This is a genomic window from Listeria grayi, from assembly GCF_900638015.1.
Taxonomy (GTDB): Bacteria; Bacillota; Bacilli; order Lactobacillales; family Listeriaceae; genus Listeria; species Listeria grayi.
In genome coordinates this window covers 1732007-1753225 of sequence record NZ_LR134483.1, presented here as the reverse complement: position 1 = coordinate 1753225, position 21219 = coordinate 1732007, and the positions used below count along the sequence as shown (strand labels likewise).

General features: G+C 40.8%; 21 protein-coding genes, 1 tRNA gene and 2 pseudogenes. 19 read left to right on the top strand and 5 right to left on the bottom strand.

Features of this window, described 5'->3' with window-relative positions; genetic code table 11:
• Positions 1–5 precede the first annotated feature (5 nt).
• Together uvrC and EL241_RS08485 are read left to right on the top strand one after the other, a co-directional pair.
• Entirely contained in the window at positions 6–1802 is a 1797-nt protein-coding gene (gene uvrC / locus EL241_RS08490) for an excinuclease ABC subunit UvrC (protein WP_036106426.1), read from the top strand.
• Positions 1803–1914: 112 nt separating this feature from the next.
• On the top strand, positions 1915–3129 hold the full coding sequence (locus EL241_RS08485; protein ID WP_003755229.1) for an aspartate kinase: 1215 nt from the start codon (positions 1915–1917) through the stop codon (positions 3127–3129).
• A gap of 44 nt (positions 3130–3173) precedes the next feature.
• On the opposite strand, the gene EL241_RS08480 is transcribed toward EL241_RS08485, so the two are convergent.
• The gene (locus EL241_RS08480) at positions 3174–3635 is read right to left on the bottom strand and encodes a YslB family protein (RefSeq protein WP_003755231.1); all 462 of its coding nucleotides are present in this window, start codon (positions 3633–3635) and stop codon (positions 3174–3176) included.
• A gap of 213 nt (positions 3636–3848) precedes the next feature.
• Here EL241_RS08480 and racE point away from each other — a divergent pair, with 213 nt between their 5' ends.
• The 5 genes from racE to EL241_RS08455 all read left to right on the top strand — a co-directional run bounded on the left by racE (position 3849) and on the right by EL241_RS08455 (position 6729).
• On the top strand, positions 3849–4661 hold the full coding sequence (racE, locus tag EL241_RS08475) for a glutamate racemase (protein WP_003755234.1): 813 nt from the start codon (positions 3849–3851) through the stop codon (positions 4659–4661).
• Positions 4658–5404: a ribonuclease PH gene (gene rph / locus EL241_RS08470; RefSeq protein ID WP_115345708.1), complete on the top strand. Its 747-nt coding sequence runs from the start codon at positions 4658–4660 to the stop codon at positions 5402–5404. Before racE ends, rph begins: the two co-directional genes overlap by 4 nt.
• 3 nt (positions 5405–5407) lie before the next feature.
• Entirely contained in the window at positions 5408–6013 is a 606-nt protein-coding gene (locus EL241_RS08465) for an XTP/dITP diphosphatase (protein WP_003755238.1), read from the top strand.
• Positions 6014–6028: 15 nt separating this feature from the next.
• Positions 6029–6550: a metallophosphoesterase gene (locus tag EL241_RS08460; RefSeq protein ID WP_003755240.1), complete on the top strand. Its 522-nt coding sequence runs from the start codon at positions 6029–6031 to the stop codon at positions 6548–6550.
• Between the two features lie 105 nt (positions 6551–6655).
• A tRNA-Arg gene (locus EL241_RS08455) sits at positions 6656–6729 on the top strand.
• Positions 6730–7394: 665 nt separating this feature from the next.
• Here the strand turns inward: EL241_RS08455 and EL241_RS08450 are convergent.
• Positions 7395–7766, bottom strand: coding sequence for a DUF2513 domain-containing protein (locus EL241_RS08450; protein ID WP_036106428.1), 372 nt, complete (start codon positions 7764–7766; stop codon positions 7395–7397).
• Positions 7767–8516: 750 nt separating this feature from the next.
• Here EL241_RS08450 and EL241_RS08445 point away from each other — a divergent pair.
• A complete protein-coding gene (locus EL241_RS08445) occupies positions 8517–9056 on the top strand; it encodes a hypothetical protein (RefSeq protein WP_126320506.1) in 540 nt (179 codons plus the stop codon).
• Between the two features lie 87 nt (positions 9057–9143).
• Here EL241_RS08445 and EL241_RS08440 read toward each other — a convergent pair whose 3' ends face one another.
• Positions 9144–9770: a nitroreductase family protein gene (locus tag EL241_RS08440; RefSeq protein ID WP_036106433.1), complete on the bottom strand. Its 627-nt coding sequence runs from the start codon at positions 9768–9770 to the stop codon at positions 9144–9146.
• A gap of 111 nt (positions 9771–9881) precedes the next feature.
• Between EL241_RS08440 and EL241_RS08435 the strand changes: the two genes are divergently transcribed.
• Positions 9882–10247 (top strand): winged helix-turn-helix transcriptional regulator, encoded by a 366-nt coding sequence (locus EL241_RS08435; protein WP_036106436.1) that lies wholly within the window; start codon positions 9882–9884, stop codon positions 10245–10247.
• 256 nt (positions 10248–10503) lie between these two features.
• On the opposite strand, the gene EL241_RS08430 is transcribed toward EL241_RS08435, so the two are convergent.
• Complete coding sequence (locus EL241_RS08430) at positions 10504–10755, bottom strand: hypothetical protein (RefSeq protein WP_036106439.1); 252 nt, start codon at positions 10753–10755, stop codon at positions 10504–10506.
• A 47-nt stretch (positions 10756–10802) separates the two neighbouring features.
• A complete protein-coding gene (locus EL241_RS08425; RefSeq protein ID WP_036106441.1) occupies positions 10803–11183 on the bottom strand; it encodes a PH domain-containing protein in 381 nt (126 codons plus the stop codon).
• 178 nt (positions 11184–11361) lie between these two features.
• Here EL241_RS08425 and EL241_RS08420 point away from each other — a divergent pair, with 178 nt between their 5' ends.
• The 10 genes and pseudogenes from EL241_RS08420 (at position 11362) to EL241_RS13900 (ending at position 21208) form a co-directional block, all read left to right on the top strand.
• Positions 11362–11976 (top strand): flavin reductase family protein, encoded by a 615-nt coding sequence (locus EL241_RS08420; protein WP_036106442.1) that lies wholly within the window; start codon positions 11362–11364, stop codon positions 11974–11976.
• 403 nt (positions 11977–12379) lie between these two features.
• Positions 12380–13048 carry a Wzz/FepE/Etk N-terminal domain-containing protein gene (locus tag EL241_RS08415; RefSeq protein ID WP_036106446.1) on the top strand — a complete coding sequence of 223 codons (669 nt, stop codon included), beginning with the start codon at positions 12380–12382 and terminating at the stop codon, positions 13046–13048.
• 15 nt (positions 13049–13063) lie between these two features.
• On the top strand, positions 13064–13765 hold the full coding sequence (locus tag EL241_RS08410) for a polysaccharide biosynthesis tyrosine autokinase (protein WP_036106448.1): 702 nt from the start codon (positions 13064–13066) through the stop codon (positions 13763–13765).
• Positions 13762–14529, top strand: a complete 768-nt coding sequence (locus tag EL241_RS08405) for a tyrosine-protein phosphatase (protein WP_036106450.1) — start codon at positions 13762–13764, stop codon at positions 14527–14529. Before EL241_RS08410 ends, EL241_RS08405 begins: the two co-directional genes overlap by 4 nt.
• A 30-nt stretch (positions 14530–14559) precedes the next feature.
• Positions 14560–16359: pseudogene (locus tag EL241_RS08400) on the top strand (polysaccharide biosynthesis protein).
• Between the two features lie 14 nt (positions 16360–16373).
• Complete coding sequence (locus tag EL241_RS08395) at positions 16374–17402, top strand: nucleoside-diphosphate sugar epimerase/dehydratase (protein ID WP_036106452.1); 1029 nt, start codon at positions 16374–16376, stop codon at positions 17400–17402.
• A gap of 14 nt (positions 17403–17416) precedes the next feature.
• Positions 17417–18526 (top strand): polysaccharide biosynthesis C-terminal domain-containing protein, encoded by a 1110-nt coding sequence (locus EL241_RS08390; protein ID WP_126320505.1) that lies wholly within the window; start codon positions 17417–17419, stop codon positions 18524–18526.
• A gap of 1 nt (position 18527) precedes the next feature.
• Positions 18528–19652 carry a non-hydrolyzing UDP-N-acetylglucosamine 2-epimerase gene (wecB, locus tag EL241_RS08385; RefSeq protein WP_126320504.1) on the top strand — a complete coding sequence of 375 codons (1125 nt, stop codon included), beginning with the start codon at positions 18528–18530 and terminating at the stop codon, positions 19650–19652.
• Positions 19649–20287, top strand: coding sequence for a CatB-related O-acetyltransferase (locus EL241_RS08380; RefSeq protein ID WP_036106457.1), 639 nt, complete (start codon positions 19649–19651; stop codon positions 20285–20287). Before wecB ends, EL241_RS08380 begins: the two co-directional genes overlap by 4 nt.
• 7 nt (positions 20288–20294) lie before the next feature.
• A pseudogene (locus EL241_RS13900) lies at positions 20295–21208 on the top strand (glycosyltransferase).
• Positions 21209–21219: the final 11 nt, after the last annotated feature.

Sequence of the window (21219 nt, the reverse complement as noted above, 5' to 3'; positions counted from 1 at the left end):
AGCAGGTGTATTCCAAGAAAATCCAAGACAAACTCGCATTGCTTCCTGATCAACCTGGCTGTTATCTCATGAAGGATGATCAAGGAACGATCATTTATGTGGGGAAAGCAAAAGTTCTGAAAAACCGAGTCCGTTCATATTTCACCGGGACTCATGATGGTAAAACACAACGATTGGTACAAGAAATTGCCGATTTTGAATATATCGTCACCTCTTCCAACGTCGAAGCCTTGTTACTTGAGATCAATCTGATCAAGAAACACGATCCGCGCTTCAATATTCGGTTGAAAGATGACAAAACGTATCCGTTTATCAAGATCACAAACGAACGCCATCCGCGGCTGATCATTACCAGGCAAGTAAAAAAAGATAAAGGAAAATACTTTGGCCCGTATCCGAATGTCTATGCGGCAAACGAAGTGAAAAAAATCCTTGACCGTCTTTATCCACTGCGGAAATGCAATACGCTGCCAAATAAAGTCTGCCTTTACTATCACCTAGGCCAATGTCTGGCGCCTTGCGTTTTTGAAGTCGATGAAGCGAAATATCGCCAGATGGAAGACGAGATCGTTTCCTTCTTAAACGGCGGATACAAAAAGGTAAAACAAGAATTGAACACCAAAATGGCACAAGCCGCAGAGAACATGGAATTTGAAAAAGCAGGCGAATATCGCGATCAAATAAATGCGATCGAAACAACGATGGAGAAACAAAAAATGACCGTAACTGACTTTGTCGACCGAGATGTTTTCGGTTATGCGATCGATAAAGGCTGGATGTGCGTCCAAGTATTCTTTATTCGTCAAGGGAAATTGATCGAACGCGAAGCCTCACAATTTCCGTTCTATAATGATGCAGATGAAGATTTTCTTACCTTTATCGGTCAATTTTATCAAAAGGCAAACCACATCCCGCCGAAAGAAATTTATCTTCCAGATGACGTGGACGATGAGGCCATCCAAGCCGTCGTTCCCGAAACAAAAGTTTTGGTACCGAAACGCGGTAATAAAAAAGAATTAGTAAAACTAGCATATAAAAATGCCAAAATCGCCTTGAATGAAAAATTCTCGCTGTTGGAACGCAATGAAGAGCGAACGGTCGGCGCCGTAGAACGATTAGGCGAAGCGATGGGAATCCCTACTCCAAGCCGGATCGAAGCCTTTGATAATTCCAATATCCAAGGAACTGATCCCGTTTCGGCAATGGTCACCTTTATTGACGGGAAACCGAGCAAAAACGACTATCGTAAATACAAAATCAAGACCGTTGCTGGACCCGATGATTACGGTACCATGCGCGAAGTCGTACGCCGGAGATATTGGCGCGTGCTTAAAGAAGGACTCCCACTGCCTGATCTGATTCTGATCGATGGTGGGAAAGGGCAAATCGAAAGTGCTCGCGATATTCTAGTCAATGAACTCGGACTCGATATTCCTGTAGCTGGATTAGCCAAGGATGACCGCCACCGGACGAGTCAGTTGCTGTTTGGCGAACCGCTCGAGATCATCCCGCTCGAACGTAACAGCGAGTCATTCTATCTGCTGCAACGGATCCAAGATGAAGTCCATCGTTTTGCGATCACATTCCATCGCCAGCTACGAAGCAAAAGTGGCTTCCAATCCGTACTAGATGGCATTCCCGGCGTTGGTCCCGGTAGAAAGAAAACCCTGTTACAGCACTTTGGCTCGATGAAAAAAATCAAAGCAGCCAGCGTGGAAGAACTAAAAGCAGCAGGCGTGCCACAAGCAGTGGCTGAAGCAGTCAAAGCCAAAGTCGATTCGCTGAATAAGAAAAGTGAATGAAAAAGGAGTCCGAAACGGCGGACTTCTTTTTTGAAAGGAAAGATTTTTCTTTTCAAGCAGAGACGGATACGCTAAAATAGCTATAACTAGAGGAATCGGAGGGGAAAAAGTCTTGGGAATCGTAGTATTAAAATTTGGCGGCACTTCCGTCAGCACCGTAGAAAAAATAGCCAAAACAGCAGAACAGGCTATTTTTGAAAAAGAAAAAGGCAATCAAGTCGTCGTTGTCGTTTCCGCAATGGGAAAATCGACCGATCGATTAGTCGCCATGGCAAATGAAATCGCAGAATACCCCGATAAACGTGAAATGGATATGCTTTTGACCACTGGAGAACAAGTGACCATATCTTTACTGGCAATGACATTAAAAGCGCGTCAGCAGCCTGCTATCTCGTTTACAGGCTGGCAAGCAGGAATCGAAACAGAGACCGTACATAGCAATGCCCGCATTGCAGATATCGATACGACCAATATCCAAGCAGCTTTAGATCGTGGCGAGATCGTTATCGTCGCCGGCTTTCAAGGCGTAACTGCGGATGGAGCGATCACGACATTAGGCAGAGGTGGATCCGATACGACAGCAGTGGCACTCGCTGCGGCTTTAAAAGCAGAAAAATGTGCGATCGGAACCGATGTGACTGGCGTTTACACTGCTGATCCTCGTTATGTTCCTGATGCGAAACAACTACCAGCCCTTACTTATGACGAAATGCTGGAACTAGCACATTTAGGCGCCGGAGTCTTGCATCCGCGTGCTGTAGAATATGCGAAAAATTTCGGTATCCCGCTAGAAGTGCGGGCAAGCCACGAACAAAAAGCAGGAACGATGATTGAGGAGGTCAACAAATTGGAAAATACAAAAGCGGTAACAGGAGTTGCCTTTGAAGATAAGATCACACGCGTGACGATCCATTGGCCGACCAAAGAAGAGATGCGGGTCTCTAAAGTATTCACGACACTCGCAGCACAAAACATCGATGTCGACATTATTATCCAAGGTATTACCGGTCTTGGCAGCGGCAATTTGTCCTTTACGATCCAAACCGACGCATTGCTTGATACATTAGCTGTTTTGAATGACAATAAAGAACTGCTTCAATTTGGGAAACTAGAATCCGAGCAGCAACTGGCAAAAGTATCAATCGTGGGCTCCGGAATGGTCTCCAATCCAGGTGTAGCAGCGCGCATGTTCGAGGCTCTGACAGAAAAAGAGATCCCGATCAAAATGATCAGCACCTCAGAAATCAAAGTCTCAACAGTTGTCCCTGAAAAACAAATGGTAAATGCAGCTAAAATCCTGCATCAAACCTTTGAATTAGATAAATAAAAAACAGCACCAAACACATGTATAATGTTTGGTGCTGTTTTCGCTTATTCAGAAGCCACGATTTCTTTGCGGTCCCATTTGACTACGATCTTTGCCTGACGCTTGCGGATATCCAGCTCATCGTAACTCTCTGTATAGAGGTTGCGCTGTAATTGTAGCTGTTCCGCAATAAACCCTGCTTCCAGCTTGAAAGTAGGTTCATTTTCGACTTCATAGCGATGATTCACGAATTCGCCTGTCAGCAATAACTGCAGCTCTTCTTTTTTCTCTTTGATGATCGATAAGTCGCCCCATGATGCTTTTTGAAAAAAAGCTGCGATCGCATCAAAGTCTTCTAATGGATATTTGCGGGCCATGCTTTTTCCTGCCCAGTATAGAATATGTCCTGCCTCATCACCTAAAAGTTCTGGGATCAGCTCATCGCGCAGCAGTTCTAGTCCAAAGCTAGGAACGAGTAAAGACTGTTCATGTTGTTCGGTCGTTTCCTTCGGCGTTTCTTCTGTCATTTCGTATACCTCGCTTTCTTTGTTTTATTATAACCAAAAATGACCAGAATTAAAAATACAAATCGCAAAAATTTAGAAAACCTTAATTTTATGATAAAAGGCTTGCGAAAATCATTAAAAAATAAGAAAATAGATAGGTATAGAAAAAATTAGCAAGAATAAACAAACTAGATAGTCAGCAAAGCTACTAAAACAAGAAATAGAGGCGATACTGTGAAACAAGCAATTGGTTTTATAGATTCTGGTGTAGGCGGTTTGACAGTAGTGAAGGAAGTTTTAAAACAATTACCTCATGAACAAATTTATTATTTAGGGGACACGGCGAGATGTCCATATGGCCCCAGAAAACCAGAAGAAGTATTGAAATTCACAAGAGAAATGTCCCACTTTTTGATTGACCGAGGTATCAAAATGTTAGTCATTGCCTGCAATACGGCAACAGCAGCAGCTCTAGTACAAATCAGAGCAGAACTGGATATTCCTGTTATTGGCGTTATTCAACCGGGATCCAGGGCAGCCTTAAAAGAATCAAGAAATAATAAGATCGCCGTACTGGGAACGATCGGAACGGTAAAAAGCGAAGCCTATCCGAAAGCATTGAAACGCCTGAATCATCAAGTCGAAGTCGATTCGCTGGCATGTCCGAAATTCGTTTCTGTCGTAGAATCCGGCGAATATAAAAGTGCGATCGCGAAAAAAGTGGTAGCAGAATCTCTATTGCCACTAAAAAATACAACGATCGATACCGTTATATTAGGATGTACCCATTATCCGCTTTTAAAACCGATCATCGAGAATTTTTTGGGTGCTGATGTAGCAGTCATCAATTCCGGTGAAGAAACTGCCAGCGAAGTGAGTGCACTGCTCGATTATCATGGATTATTGGACAGTGGCGGCGATACGATCAAACATCGTTTTTTCACAACCGGTTCCACATCGATTTTTAAAAACTTAGCAGAAGATTGGCTCGGCATGCAAGACATGCATATCGAGCACATTAAATTAGGAGAAGGAGGGAAACAATGAGACATGACGGCCGTAATAAAGGGGAACTGCGTAAAATAGAACTTATCAAAGATTATTTGATCCATCCCGAAGGTTCTGTATTGATATCAACGGGGGATACAAAAGTGATCTGTTCCGCCAGCATTGAAGAAAAAGTACCGCCATTCATGCGCGGCGAAGGCAAAGGTTGGATATCCGCAGAATACGCCATGCTGCCACGAGCGACAACGACTCGAAATATCCGCGAATCATCAAAAGGCAAAGTGGGCGGCAGGACGATGGAGATCCAACGCTTGATCGGCAGGGCACTCCGCGCAGTCGTGGACTTAGATGCCCTCGGTGAACGGACGATCTGGATCGATTGCGATGTCATCCAAGCAGATGGTGGCACCCGCACTGCATCGATCACTGGAGCATTCGTAGCACTTGCTTTGGCAATCGAAAAACTGTACCAAACAGCACCATTAGCCAAGTTTCCGATCAAAGATTTCCTTGCCGCAACTAGCGTTGGTATCCTTGAAAATGAAGGAGCAGTCTTGGACTTGAATTACATCGAAGACAGCGCTGCCGAAGTCGACATGAATATTGTGATGACCGGCGCAGGTCAATTTGTAGAGTTACAAGGAACCGGAGAAGAAGCTACTTTTTCTGAAACAGACTTACAAGAGCTGATCACGCTTGGGAAAAAAGGGATCCAAGCATTAAATATCATGCAGCAGGAAATATTAGGAGCAGCACTGACAGCGAAAATAAAGGGGGAATAAGACATGAAAACACTCGTGATCGCCACAGCTAACAAGGGAAAAGCCCAAGAATTCCAAGCACTTTTTGCCGATTATCCCGTGACTATCAAAACGTTGCTGGATTTTCCGGAAATCGGTGAAATCGAAGAAACAGGGACCACCTTTGCAGAAAATGCAGCTTTAAAAGCAGAAACCGTCGCAAATTTACTGAATATCCCAGTACTTGCCGATGACTCCGGCCTGATCGTTGATTACTTAGACGGAGCACCAGGTGTCTACTCCGCCCGATATGCCGGCGATGGACATGACGATAAGAAAAATAACAAAAAACTGCTGAAAAATTTAACCGGCGTACCTTATGAGCAGCGAACAGCAAGGTTTCATTGCACATTAGCCATTGCAGTACCACAGCAACAAACGATTTTCTACAGTGGAGAAGTGTCAGGATACATAACAGAAGAAGAGCGAGGCGCAAGCGGTTTTGGCTATGACCCGTTATTCTATCTGCCAAACTATCAGAAGACCATGGCAGAAATCGCTGCCTCCGAAAAAAATAAAATCAGCCATCGAGCAAATGCCTTAGCCAAATTAGCTAAAGATATCGACATACTGATTCAGAAAATCGACTAAAGGGAGCGAAAAATAGTGAAATTGTTAGTAGTGAGCGACAGCCATAGCGAACGAGATTGTTTGATCCATTTAAAAGAAAAATACCAAGGTAACGTCGACGCCATGATCCACTGCGGCGACTCCGAATTAGAAGCAGATGACCCTGCTATGCAAGGCTTCATTACCGTACGCGGCAACTGCGACTTTGGCTCAGGATACCCCAATGAATGGGTAGGCGATGTGGATGGATACCGTATTTTTACCACTCACGGCCATCTGTATAATATTAAAATGACATTGATGAACCTGCGCTACCGAGCACGGGAAGTAAATGCAGATTTTGTATTCTTCGGTCATTCCCACGAATTAGGCGTAGACATTTTGGACGATACCATCATTCTGAATCCTGGCAGTATTTCCTTACCAAGAGGCCGCATTAGAGAAAAAACATATGCCCTGATCGATGCAAATGATGAAGGCACCTTAGTTCGCTTCATGAGTGAAGACGATCAAGAACTAAGCGACCTTACACAGCTTTTCCCCGCTTTTAAGAAGTAATTGTATAAATATACAAATTGTGTCGACAAAAAGCTAAAAAAAGATTGACAAACAAGCGAAATAAACATAAAATGGTATTTGGCTGCGATAATTGCAAGCCAATCTGTCCTGATAGCTCAGCTGGATAGAGCAACGGCCTTCTAAGCCGTCGGTCGCAGGTTCGAATCCTGCTCAGGACATATGAAACGTTGGTATAATGCGGTTTTGAACGTTAGGTGAATCGGTCAGTATTCGGTCACTGGCAGAACCGCCATAACTTCCTCTTACAAATAACACTTGTAGGAGGTTTTTATTTTGACTAAAAAATTGGGAATTTATGACGTTGGCAAGGCTGGCAAGGAAAGCAGTGCAGGCGCACTAAAATTTATCATTTCACAAATGCAGGCGTCAGGGCTTCGATAGCGGACAGTACGCGACCATGAAACGCACATTAGTTCATTTATAAAAGCGACTGATATTAAGCATATTGATGACGTAAATAGTACGCACATTTATGAAGGGCTTGGTAAAATGGATGTCAGTAATAGTACAAAATTAATCCGTTTAAAGTGCCTTAAAGCATTTTAAAACCGCTGTTTAGCAAATGGGATTGTGTTGTCAAACAGTTGGCAAGATGTTCAAATACGTGTTGATCGACAATAATTATCGAGTTATTTACGTAGGATCGCACGTAGCTTTATCTGATTATTTCACTAGCCCCATGCAGAAAACGAGCGCGACGTATTACAAGAATTTTTAGACGACCACGAAGATGATATGAAAAGAATTCATGTAGTGGCTATTATCTATGATGGAAAAGAGGAGGAAGCGTGAATAAAAAAGGGCTCGTGAAAGCCCTCTAAGGTTAACTGTTTAATTGTTTTTCTAAAAGAAGAGCTCCTAATTGCTGAAGTATTGGAATAGATACCCCACCTACAGAAGCAGCTTTTTGTTTAACTTTTTCCCATCTACTTGGATCTCGAACTGTATCTAGAAAATTATGTCCTTCATAGGTCATGTTTCCAATAGATAGGCTATAAAAGGAATTTGATCCGCTAGTGTGTGAAAAGTGAATGAAATTTGCCTCATCAAGTTTCAGCAAAGTATATGTTATATCTTCATCAGAGTATAAATCAGAAAGTTTTAATTCGTTTATATTCCTTAAATGTTCTTCTAAACCAACGTTTTCTTCAATGCTCAATAATACATCTTTAACACAATCAGGATTTAACTTCATGAAAATCACTCCTTCTATTTGATAAAACCATTATATACTATATATTGTTATTTTTAAATTACAAAACACTAAATATAGTATCTAGGGGGTGCCTGTGAAAGAAAAACCACTAGATATAGGAAAGCCTATCATATAGATAAAAGTGAAGTCGAGAGTTACTATAACAAAAAATATTTGCCAGACGACGATGAATTTGACGAGTTTAAAATTGCTTATCAAAAAAATTATTATTCTTTAAGCAAGTGAGTATATAAGACATAGCGGTTACGGTTAGTATTATATAAATTAATTTATGTACTATCTCAAAAATGAAAAGAGGGGAATCTTAGAATTTGATTTCCCCTCTTTTTTATTGCAAATTATTATAAGGAACGGATCAGAGTGAATAGTTGGAACAGCTTTTACCAGCATTTTTTAAGGTGAAGCAGTTAAAAACTTCTGTGTAAATTTGGATTAGCTATATCTCGACGCAAGAAGGACTGTTATACTGTAGCGTTTTTATTGATTATTACTCGAGAAAATGTCCGGGATTCGCCATTCCTAAATGTAGAATGTTATTATAACAGCTATGTATTCATTCGAGTTTAAATGAACTTAATTCATGTATCTCTTCTTCTCTTATCACTCCCAGACATTTTTTTGACACAAAAAGTTCGAAAAAACGACATAAAACGTTCGTGTGCTTTCATGATAAAATGACGGAGGAAAACGTATCTTTATTTTATTAATATTAATAACGGAGTTGAGAGTATGAAAAAGTTTTTAATTGCTCTATTAAGTAGTGTGATAATTATCAGCATGCTTGGAGCATGTACTAATTCGAATAGTAGCGAGAAACCTGAGCAAGTGGATAAAAAATCTCCAGATAAAGCGGAAAAAACGCAAATGTATGTCATGGATTGGAAAGATACATGGAAAGGTCTATCTTCTGAAATCAAACATGTCACGGTGGTCAAAAATGGTAAGGTTAAGGGCAAAGACATTGATGTAGTGGGTCTGAAATTAGACTTAGTGAACAAAACGGAAAAAGATTTTACTATCGGATTAGGTAAAGCAAAACTTATCGTGGATGGCAAAGTGTATAAATTATCAAAAGAAAACAGCCGGAATATTGGCGAGAAATTTCCTAAGAAAAATAAAAAGAATGTATTACTTGTCTACCAACTCCCAAAAAAAGAAGCACCAAAAAAATATAACAAGATTACGCTGAAATGGGATGTGAAAAAGGCAGGGGTTACGGATAAAAAAGTATATAAACCAACACTAGAGCTAACTAAAACAGCAGAATAAGCAAAAAAAAGCAGTAGAGCCTACTGCTTTTTTTTATTTAGAATCACCACAATGCTTAATAAATCCATGTGTGCTTTTTGTAACTTATCATTTCACTTCATCAACAAATACAATTTCTTCCACAGGATGTCTTACTGTCGTGTGCCCTTCTTTCACACCCTTTCCAACACTTAACAGCATGATATCCTCATAATACTCAGGAATATTCAACAATTCAAAAAGCGCCGTCTTATCATAACCTGACATGGTAATGGTCTGATATCCGCGCTCGTTTAAAAGCAGAACTAACGTCATAGCGGCTAGACTACCGTCGCGAACCAATTCTTTGATCTGATCTTCATGAGACATATCTTGATAATAAGCAACAGCTGCGTTGGTTAAATAATTTTTGATTTCTTGTGTGATATAGTTCTTTTTAAAAGCTTCCTCTTGAATAATACGAATATTTTCCGTTTCAAAGGCACGATAGTCGCCTAAAACCAAGATTAGGTAACTGGATGTTTCCACCTGTTCCTGATTATTCGCAGCCACTTTGATTTTTGAGCGGAGGGCTTTATTTTCAATTATTAAGTAACGCGTACTCTGAATATTATTCCCATTTGGAGATTTAGCCGCCAGTTCGATAGAATCAAGTATTTCCTTTTTCTCAATGATATAGTTTGGATCATAATGTCTTACAGATTTCCTGTTTAAAATAATAGATTGTAAACTCATTTTGAGACCTCCATTTCCTTTTTCTGCTATAATCATAGTAACTTGAACATGAAAAATTGAAAATACTGCACTTTCTTGTCACTAGGTTACCTGAAAGTAAGGGAGGATATAATGGGTAAAATAAATACGGGGTTTGATGTGGTTCAAAATATGATAAGTGGGAAATGGAAAAGTATTATTCTTTATCAATTGGGAGCGGGGAAAAAGCGCACGAAAGATTTACTTCAAATTTGTGAAGGTGTTTCTCACAAAGTATTGAACGAACAGCTAAAACAGCTGCAGCAAGATGGCTTGATTCAACGTACGGTTTATGCCGAAGAAGTTCCGATCAAAGTTGAATATGCACTAACAGATTATGGACGATCTTTTTTACCTTTGCTAAAAGAAATGTGTGACACTGGCGATCAGCATCTCCAAAAACAAGGAGTAACCGCATATAATAATAGCGTGTGTGAGCAATATACATCAGAATCATAAGCTATTAGGTTTTCGGAATTATTGGACGTTATAGAATTTTTAGCAGATGACAACATAGAAAGGTGATATATTTAAAAAGTTATTAGGAAAGTAGATCGATTATCAGTAGACCCAATATTTCATCTTTAAATGGTGGGATTTTAGACTTTGTATATAATTAAGGTAGATATATGCACTAGTAAATGTAATATTGTCCTATTATAGCAACATCTATAAATAAAAAACGAGCCAGTCCGAAAAACGAGCTCGTTTTCTTTTATTTTCTAACATATTTCCAAAGTGCCACAGCTCCAACTGTAAAAATAAGCATCCCAATCAAAATACAAATCATGATACTGCCAGTCTCAAAGTATAAATCTGACGTATCTATCCCTTCATCTGAATAGATACCCGCCATTACCATTTTATTTGCTATTTTATAAGCGTTTAAAGCAATGATTCCAGCAGCGATAATAATCAAGCTAAATATTAAATCGATTATTTGATTTACGTTTTTTATATTTTTCATTCATCTATCTCCTTGTGTGTAGTAAATTCCAAGAGAATTTCCGCAAGTTATTTTATTGTCGCTAAAGCTATAGCTTGCTGAATTTCAATAATACTTTTATCTTTTCTGAATTGGAGGACCTGAGCTGGTTCTATTGCACTTGAAATCCATATTTTTAGCTCGGCATCTAGATCAAAATGTCCGGCGGTTTCAACGCTGAAGCGAGAAATGCTTTTATAAGGGAAAGTTTTATAGTCTGTTTTCTTACCAGTTAGCCCTTGTTTGTCTACAACGATTAAGCGATAGTCTGTGAAAACGACTAGGTCCCTCACTAATTTATAAGCCAGATTGATTTTTTCCTCAGGAATCAATACCGCTGAAAGTTCTTTCTTAACTTCTTGATGATCTATTTCGGTAGCATTTCCTAAAATCCCATTAAATATACCCAATTTTCTTCCTCCCTTTATTTTATGTTTTGTAAGTCTAATTATTAGTATACGCTAAGTAAGTTAGGGGATACAAGCGCTTATTCTTTAAAAAGCAGCTATTTGCTTCAAGCTAACTCCTTCACTCCACCCCCTCAATCTGCTATCATAAAACAAAAACCAAAAGAAAGAAGGCAACCGAATGCATTCATTTTCCCCAGAAGATATGACTTCTAAAGCTTGGAGCAAGCTAATAAAGGGTTCGATCATCCCACGTCCGATCGCTTGGATCACCACTCAAAATAAAGATAATGTCATCAACGCTGCTCCATTCAGCTATTTCAATATATTTACACCGACGATCCTAGCGGTATCGATTCAATATGACCCAACCCAGCGCAAGGATACTGCGCGCAATCTTATAGATAGAAAAGAAGCGGTTGTTCATATTCCTGATAAAGCATTGCTTGCCCAAATGGATCAGACTTCTTCGCCGCTACCGTCAAATGAAAGTGAGATCGAGTTGGCAGGGCTGCATATCGTTGCCAGTGATTTGGTTCAGCCGCCCGGGATCCAAGAAGCGAAAGTCCGGATCGAAACGAAGCTGGAGGCGCATATTCCATTGACGGTAAAAGACTCAGATACCATTGAAACGGAATTATTCTTGCTGCGGATCGTTAAGGCGCACCTTGCTGCAGATATCTATGATGTGACAACTGGTTATGTGGACAGTGAAAAATTGGATCCAGTTGCACGACTTGGAGGACCTGATTATAGCATTATTGATAAAATAAAAGATTTCAAACGAAACTTTTGATAAAGCTCCCTTAGCGATTTGCTAGGGGAGTTTTTTTGAAGTAAGTACGTCTATGAAAAATTTTACATATCTTTTTTAACGAATTTTGTGTTTCTGGTGTTTACATATTCACAAAAAGAGGTAGAGAACAAAGGATCGCCTAAACAAAAATAAAAGAGGTGGTTGTTCACGGATCCAGTAAACTTTATAAAACACATTTACTCCAAGGAATTTGCTTATCTTATCATTTCAAAGACGGGCGATTTCATCCCATACATATACATAGCCTCACTTTACGCCCGGAAAGTTGTTAGCATTATTTCCTCATCAAGTGCAGCCGCATGACGATATCAAGAAGTATTATCTAATTTAAAAAGGAAAATTCTGGTCGGAAAGGAGTTTTCCAAAAAACGGGAGGTTGGACATGGGAGATGTAGTAGATTTGAGCAAAGTGTTAAAAGTTTTGAAGCAAAATCTTAAATGGATCGTGATTATACCTGTAGTATTTTTAGTTATCACTATGGTGCTCACGTATTTTTTCATGACGCCAAAATATGCTTCTTCTACACAGATATTAGTGAACAAAAAGGAATCCAATAGCCAATTCATGGCACAAGAAGTGCAATCCAATTTGCAATTAGTAAATACCTATGCGGAAATCATTAAAAGTCCACGCATTTTAGAAAGCGTTTCCAAGAATCTTGATCGTGAATTTTCCAGTTCGGAAATATTAAGTATGTTGACTGTCAATAATCAATCGCAATCGCAGATTTTAAATATCAGTGTTAGGAGCAATAGCAGGGCTACGTCTAAAAAAGTGGCAAATGAGGTAGCGAAGGTATTTAGTAAAGATATTAAAAAAATAATGAATGTCGACAACGTATCTATTCTATCAAAAGCGGATGTCAAGGCCGTGCAAGTTTCGCCTAAACCGCTTGTAAATGCTGGGATCGGTATTTTTTTAGGCCTGATTGTGGCACTTTTGTTTATCTTTTTGAAACAGGTACTGGATAAAAGTCTCAAAACAGAAGAAGATGTGGCTGAAATTCTTGATTTACCAGTATTGGGAATCATTCAGGATTTCAGAAAATAGGGGGCGTGATTTGAGATGAAAAAGAAAGAGACCGGAATGAGAAGAGGACTGTCGCTGATTGCTCACAATAAACCAAAGTCGATCGTCAGCGAAAAGTTCAGAGGTATACGAACAAATATCATGTTTTCAACGGCGGATAGTGAAGTGAAGACGGTAGTTGTGACATCGGAAAAGCCGTCGTCAGGAAAGTCGACTATTTCGGCTAATTTAGCGATCACTTACGCACAAGCAGGCTTCAAAACATTGCTGATCGACGGGGACATGCGGAAACCGACGCAGCATTATCAATTTAATAAAAGTAATATAGAAGGCTTATCCAAACTTATTATCAAAAAAAGTGATTTTGAAAAATCGATTCTTGATACAGGGATAGACAACTTGTACTTGCTGACATCAGGACCAATCCCCCCATATCCATCGGAGTTGATTGGTTCTGTTAATTTTTCGCTTATTTTTGAGGAATTGCAGAAAGAATATGATTTTATTGTGGTCGACACACCTCCTGTCAATACGGTGACAGATGCGCAGCTTTTTGCTGAACTGGCAAAGCATGTGGTGTATGTGGTCGATGCGAAAAAAAGCCATCGTGATGATGTAAAAAAAGGAAAAGAATTGTTAGAAAAAGCCGGAGCAAAGATTCTTGGGGTGGTTCTCAATAAAGCGACACCGGAAAAGGCGTCTAGTTATTATTATTACTATGGCGATGATAAAAAATGATCGATATCCATAATCATTTACTTGTCGGCATAGATGACGGGCCAAGATCGAAAGCGGAGATGATCGCACTTGTCAAACAGGCAAAATCGGAAGGTATCACGGGGATCGTTGTCACACCGCATCATTTGCATCCACGTTACTCCAATGTTTTTCCACAGATAGAGGCGATGCTTACGGAATTGAAGAGAGACGATTCGATTCAGGAACTCGGCGTGGCGTTATATCCGGGTCAGGAGGTCCGAATTACCGATACGATCTTAACCGATATTGAGAGTGGTGATATAAAGGGGATCAACCATTCGAAATATCTGCTGATCGAATTGCCTACAAATGAGGTGCCAGCGTTCACGAAACAACTGCTGTATGAAATCCAAACACGGGGATTTATCCCTATCATTGTTCACCCAGAACGGAACCGGGCAATTGCAAAAGATGTTGACTTACTATTTGAATTGATTAGCGTGGGGGCTTTAAGTCAGCTCACATCTGCTTCGTTAGCTGGGATCTCGGGGAAAAATATCCAGCAACTCTCGATTCAGATCATGGATCTTAATTTGGCGCATTTTATAGCTTCAGATGCCCATCATGCAGAACGGCGTCCATTTTTGATGCAATCGCTTTTTAAAGAGAAAAAGCTGCAGGGAAGACAGCAGATGATGGAAGAAATGATAGAGAATGGCAAAAGGCTCATTGAAAATAAGGAAATCAATAAAGAAATACCACTTCAAAAAAAAGAGAAGAAAAAGTTTTTCGGCTTATTTTAGAAACTAAAAAGTCCTACGGGGGAATCGGATGTGCCAAATCTATCTGTTAAATGGCGGCTTATAACGTTGTTAGTCATTGATTCGATTATTGTTACTTTTTCAGTGTTTTTAGGGTACTACATTTTAGAACCTTTTTTTAAAGATTACTCAATATCGCTGCTGATTTTGTCTTCGGTGATCTTGCTTATTTCTCATCATGCTTTTGCTGAGTTATTCAATCTTTATCATCGGGCTTGGGAATATGCCAGTGTGAGCGAGCTGATGCTGATCGTTAAGTCAGTGACCGGTTCTGTATTGACAACGGTTGTTCTTATTTCGCTGATTACTCGGGAACAGGCTTTTTTGCGTCTCTATTTTATTACTTGGATGATGCATCTCCTGCTGATCGGAGGTTCCCGTGTTTCCTGGCGAATGTATCGACGAACGTTTACAGACGACAAGATAAAAAAGAAACCGACGATGATCGTTGGTGCAGGAAGCGGCGGCTCCTTGCTGATCAGACAGATGCTTTCTACGCCTTATATGGCGATGGAACCAGTTTTGGTCGTGGATGATGATCGAAATAAACAAAATCTGTCTATTGCCGGTGGGGTCAAAGTACAGGGTTATATAAAAGATATACCCAGCCTTGTAAAAAAGTTTAGGATTCAGAAAATCATCATCGCAATCCCGACTCTCAGTACTAAACGGTTGCGTGAGATAAACGAATTATGTGAAGGCTTAGGGGCAGAAGTTTTCAAAATGCCGAATATCTAGAATGTCATGTCGGGCGAACTGGAAGTCAATCAATTGAAGAAGGTAGATGTAGAAGACCTTCTAGGAAGAGATCAAGTAGAGCTTGATATGGCGATGATCTCCAGAGAATTATCACGTAAAACGATTTTAGTCACCGGTGCGGGACGATCGATCGGTTCCGAAATTTGCAGACAAGTTTGTAAATTCGAACCAGCAAGACTGGTGCTTGTCGGACATGGTGAAAACAGTATTTATTTGATCCATCAAGAGTTGAAAAATCTTTATAAAACGATTGAGATCCTACCAATCATTGGCGATGTGCAGGATAAAGCGCGAATGCAGAGCGTGATGCAGACTTATAAGCCTTATGTTGTTTATCACGCCGCTGCTCACAAACATCTGCCACTAATGGAATGCAACCCGGAAGAGGCTGTGAAAAATAATATTCTCGGTACTCGAAATACCGCGGAGGCCGCGAAAGAAGCAGAAGTCAGCAAATTCGTGATGGTCTCCACAGACAAAGCCGTTAATCCACTCAATGTGATGGGGGCTTCCAAACGACTCGCTGAAATGGTGATCCAAAGCATGAATAGTGAGACTAGTAAAACGGATTTTGTTGTCGTTCGGTTCGGAAATGTCCTCGGCTCAAGAGGTTCCGTTATTCCCTTATTCAAGAAGCAGATCGAAGCGGGCGGCCCGGTAACGGTAACGCATCCGGAAATGACGCGCTATTTTATGACGATACCAGAAGCATCGCGGCTAGTTTTGCAAGCCGGAGCATTGGCAAAGGGAGGAGAAGTATTCCTACTTGATATGGGGGAACCAGTCAAGATTGTAGATCTAGCAAAGAATTTGATCCAGCTTTCGGGTTATTCGGTCGATGATATCGGAATCGAGTTTACTGGGATCAGACAAGGTGAAAAGCTGTATGAAGAGCTGCTCAGCGATAATGAGATCCACCCAGAACAAGTATATAAAAAAATTTACCGCGGAAAAGTAAATCAATTACCAAAAACACAAATTGATGGAATGATCAACGAGTTGCTTCATGATTTTTCAAAAGAAAAAATTATCGGCTACACAAATCCAATTTGATAACGGGTGATGAGATGTTTAATGGTAAAACGATTTTAATAACAGGTGGGACAGGTTCATTCGGCAATGCAGTAACCAAACGGTTTTTAGATACCAATATCAAAGAGATCCGGATTTTTTCAAGAGATGAAAAGAAGCAAGATGATTTGCGTAAAAAATATCATAATCCAAAACTGAAATTTTATATTGGGGACGTGCGGGGCCCTGCTAGCATTGAAGTAGCAATGCGCGGTGTGGATTTTGTTTTTCATGCGGCTGCTTTGAAACAAGTTCCTTCTTGTGAGTTTTTCCCCATGGAAGCTGTGAAAACAAATGTTTTAGGAACAGAAAACGTTGTGGAGACAGCGATCAAGGCGAATGTCAAAAAAGTGATCTGTCTATCTACCGATAAAGCTGCCTATCCAATCAATGCCATGGGGATCTCCAAAGCAATGATGGAAAAAGTATTTGTCGCCAAATCACGAAATGTCGATACGAATCAAACCTTGATCTGTGGCACCCGCTACGGAAATGTCATGGCTTCACGCGGCTCAGTCATTCCGCTATTTATTGAAAAAATCAAAAGTAAAGAACCGCTTACGATCACCGACCCACAAATGACGCGTTTTCTAATGAGTTTGGAAGAAGCGGTCGAACTGGTGATCCATGCATTCAAACATGCGGAAACAGGCGATATCATGGTTCAAAAGGCGCCGGCCTCTACGATAGGCGATCTGGCAAAAGCCTTGCTGGAACTATTTGAAGTTGATAATGAGGTTCAGATCATCGGAACCCGTCACGGAGAGAAAAAAGCGGAAACATTGTTGACACGGGAAGAATATGCGCAAGCAGAAGATATGGGAAACTATTTTCGGATTCCTGCCGATTCTAGAGATTTGAATTACAGCAATTACTTTGAGGACGGCAGCGAAGCAATCACCGAAGCTTACGAGTATAATTCCGAAAATACACACAGGTTATCTTTAGAGGAGATCAAATCAAAATTAATAGCGTTGGATTATGTCAAAGCAGAACTTCACATGTATCACAATAGCAATCAATAAAAGGGGGGATGAACATGAAATCAATCGCTATAACAGGGGCAAATGGTTTTGTTGGTAAAAACCTAGTCCAAAATCTCCGGCAATTTTCTTATGCTATTTATGAAATCACGAGAAGCACACCGATTGCGGAGCGAGATGCATATTTGAAGCATGCAGACTTTATCGTGTATTTAGCAGCTGCAAACCGCCCAAAAGAAGAGAGCGATTTTAAACGGACGAATGTCGATCTGCTAACAGAGATGCTGAATGTGGTCAGAGAAAACACTAAAAATCCGACCATCCTTTTGTCTTCCTCGATCCAAGCAGAGGCAGAAAATGCTTATGGAAAGAGCAAGAAACAAGCAGAAGACGTTCTGAAAGCTTTTTCCGCAGCAAACGGCAATCTTATTTATATTTATCGTTTTCCGAATCTATTCGGCAAATGGTGCCGTCCCGATTATAATTCAGTGATTGCTACTTTTTGTCATCACATAGCCCGCGGGGAAGCTATTCAGATCAATGATAAAAATGCACTACTGACTTTAAACTATATCGATGATGTCGTCTTCGAGATCATCAGAGCGATTAAAGGTCAGCCGACGATCGAAACAGGGATGCCGAAAGTTCCAAATGAGTATCTTGCTACGTTGGGAGAGATCACCGAACTGCTCGAAACTTTCCACAACTTTCGAGAAACTAAAGCCCTTCCCAAATTGGACGAACCATTTGAAAAAGCATTGTACAGCACCTATTTGAGTTACCTGCCTCAAGATGGATTACGCTATCCGTTGCAAATGAATACGGATGAGCGTGGCTCGTTTACCGAATTTCTCAAAACGCCTGATCGTGGTCAGGTATCGGTCAACGTTTCCAAACCGGGAATCACCAAAGGCAATCATTGGCATAATACGAAGAATGAAAAGTTTCTCGTTGTTTCAGGAAAAGGTGTGATCCGTTTTCGCCGCCCTGATAAGGAAGAAGTCACCGAGTATCATGTCAGCGGAGCAAAACTGGAAGTGGTCGACATTCCGGTTGGCTACACACACCATATCGAAAATATCGGCGACACAGATATGGTAACGATCATGTGGGTGAATGAAATATTCGATCCGGAAAATCCTGATACATTTTATTTGGAGGTGTGAGATGAGCAAACTTAAATTAATGACGATTGTAGGCACTAGGCCGGAGATCATTCGTTTATCTGCAACGATCAAAGCATGTGACCAGTATTTCGAGCAGATTTTAGTCCATACCGGTCAAAATTATGACTATACCTTGAATCAAGTGTTTTTTGAAGAATTGGAATTACGCGAACCAGATCATTACCTTGAAGCGGTTGGCAAAGACCTAGGAGAAACGATGGGGAATATCATTGCCAAAGCTTATGAAGTATTGGCGCTTGAACAGCCGGATGCTTTACTGATCTTAGGCGACACCAATAGCTGTCTTGCCGCCATTGCTGCGAAAAGGTTAAAGATACCCATCTTTCACATGGAAGCAGGCAATCGCTGTTTCGATCAAAATGTGCCAGAAGAGATCAATCGCAAGATCGTGGACCATATCAGTGATATCAACATGCCCTACACGGAACACAGCCGTCGCTATCTACTAGATGAGGGTTTCCCGAAAGCGCATATCTTCGTGACAGGTTCCCCAATGCGCGAAGTACTGGAAACGTATGCCGCTAAAATCGAGCAAAGCAAGGCACTGGCAGATCTTGATTTAAAACCGAATGGCTATATCCTGGTATCTGCCCATCGTGAAGAAAACATAGATAATGAAAAAAATTTTTATTCATTGATGGAAGCGATCAATGCGATAGCCGAACGCTATCAGCTTCCTATCATCTATTCGACACATCCAAGAAGTTTTAAACGAATCGAAGAACGCAGCTTCGTTTTTCATCCATTAGTCCGAAAATTACAGCCGTTCGGTTTTTTTGACTACAATGCGCTGCAAAAAAATGCTTTCGCAGTATTATCGGACAGCGGAACATTATCCGAAGAATCCTCGATACTCAAGTTCCCAGGAGTCCTTATCCGCACATCAACAGAGCGACCGGAAGTCTTGGATAAGGGAACAGTTATTATTGGAGGGATCGAGTTTGATAATCTGGTGCAGTCTGTGGAGTTAGCCAGAGCAATGCATGAAAATGGTGAACCGATGCTTGATGCAGTCGATTATAAAGATACGAATGTTTCGCGAAAAGTCGTGAAGATCATCCAAAGCTATACAGAGATCATCAATCGGGATACGTGGAAAAAATGAAACCAAAAAGCTTATTCCAACTCTTAAAAAACAATCGCGTACCGGACAAAAAGAAGAAGAATATTCGTATCAGCCGTTTTGCTTATATCCATAATTGTGAATTCGCTGGGAACAATTATGTCGATCGTTTTTGCAAAATGCGAAATGTCCAAATGGGAAAATATTCTTATGTGGGATTCAACTCTGATTTCAACCAAGTCCAAATCGGCAATTATTGCTCTATCGCTTCGGATGTCAAAATAGGTCTAGGCCATCATCCGACTGAGTTTGTGAGTACATCGCCAGTTTTTTATTCCTCGCAGAATCCATTCGGTCTGCAAGTAAACAAGATCACTTATGATGTTGCCCCGCGAAAAACAATAATCGAAAATGATGTTTGGATCGGAGCAAATGTCATTATCATGGATGGCGTCCAAATCGGCAACGGTGCGGTGATCGCCTCTGGAAGTGTCGTTACAAAAGACGTCGCCGACTATGCGATCGTTGGCGGCGTCCCCGCAAAAATCATCCGAATGCGGTTCGATGAAGCAACGAGCCAACGACTTTCAGCAAGTAAGTGGTGGGAGAAAGAAGCAGCAGCATTGATTCAAACAGAAATAAAGTGGGATGATCCGAAAAACTTTCCAAAGGGATGACTGCCAAATGAGAATATTGAATATCGTATCAAGTAATATCGTCCAAGATCCACGGATTCTAAAACAAATGGAGACGATCAAACAAGTGACTGACGATTATATAGTATTGGGGAAAATGAATGCAGAGGTAACAGACGAACGTTTAGCAAAACTAGATTTCCACTACAAACTGATTGGCTCTAAAGTAAATGATACTACTTTGCTGAAAAAAATCGTCCATCGCATCCAATTTGGCCGGCAAGTGATCCGCTATATTCGCAACTATCGACCGGCTGTGATTCATGCCAATGACTTCGATGTCCTGCTCATCACTTATTTAAGCAGATATAAAGGCGCCCGATCAAACAGCTGAATGAAAAACAGACATGGAAAAAAGATACGTTTGAAGTCGTCTACCAAGGACAGATCGTTTCTGACCGCGGTTACGAAGAGTTTATGGAAGCAGGAACAATGCTGGCAGATGAAGAAATTGAGCTGGTGATCCGTGGCTTTGGCCCCTTAAAACAAAAGCTACAAGACAAGCAAAGCGAAATGGGAATCCGAAATGTCCGCTTCGATCCGCCAGTGGAAATGGATGAACTGGTCTCCAAGTTGAGAGAAAGCAGCGTCGGTGTCATTTTAACAAAAGGGATCTCGATCAACTTTGAATATACCGTTTCCAATAAAATCTTTGAATGTATCCATGCCGGATTGCCTGTCATCTTATCGCCAGTCAAAGAACATATCTATTTAAATGACACGTATCAGTTTGGAATCGTCCTAGAGGAAGTGACACCGCAGAAAATCGCCACGGCGATCACAACATTAAAAAACGATACCCGCCTATACGCCGAGCTGGAGAAAAACGCAACCGCAGCTGCCCAGCAGTTGACATGGCAAGTGGAAGAGCAAAAACTGATAGCGCTGTATACGAAAAGCTAACAAGGTTAAAA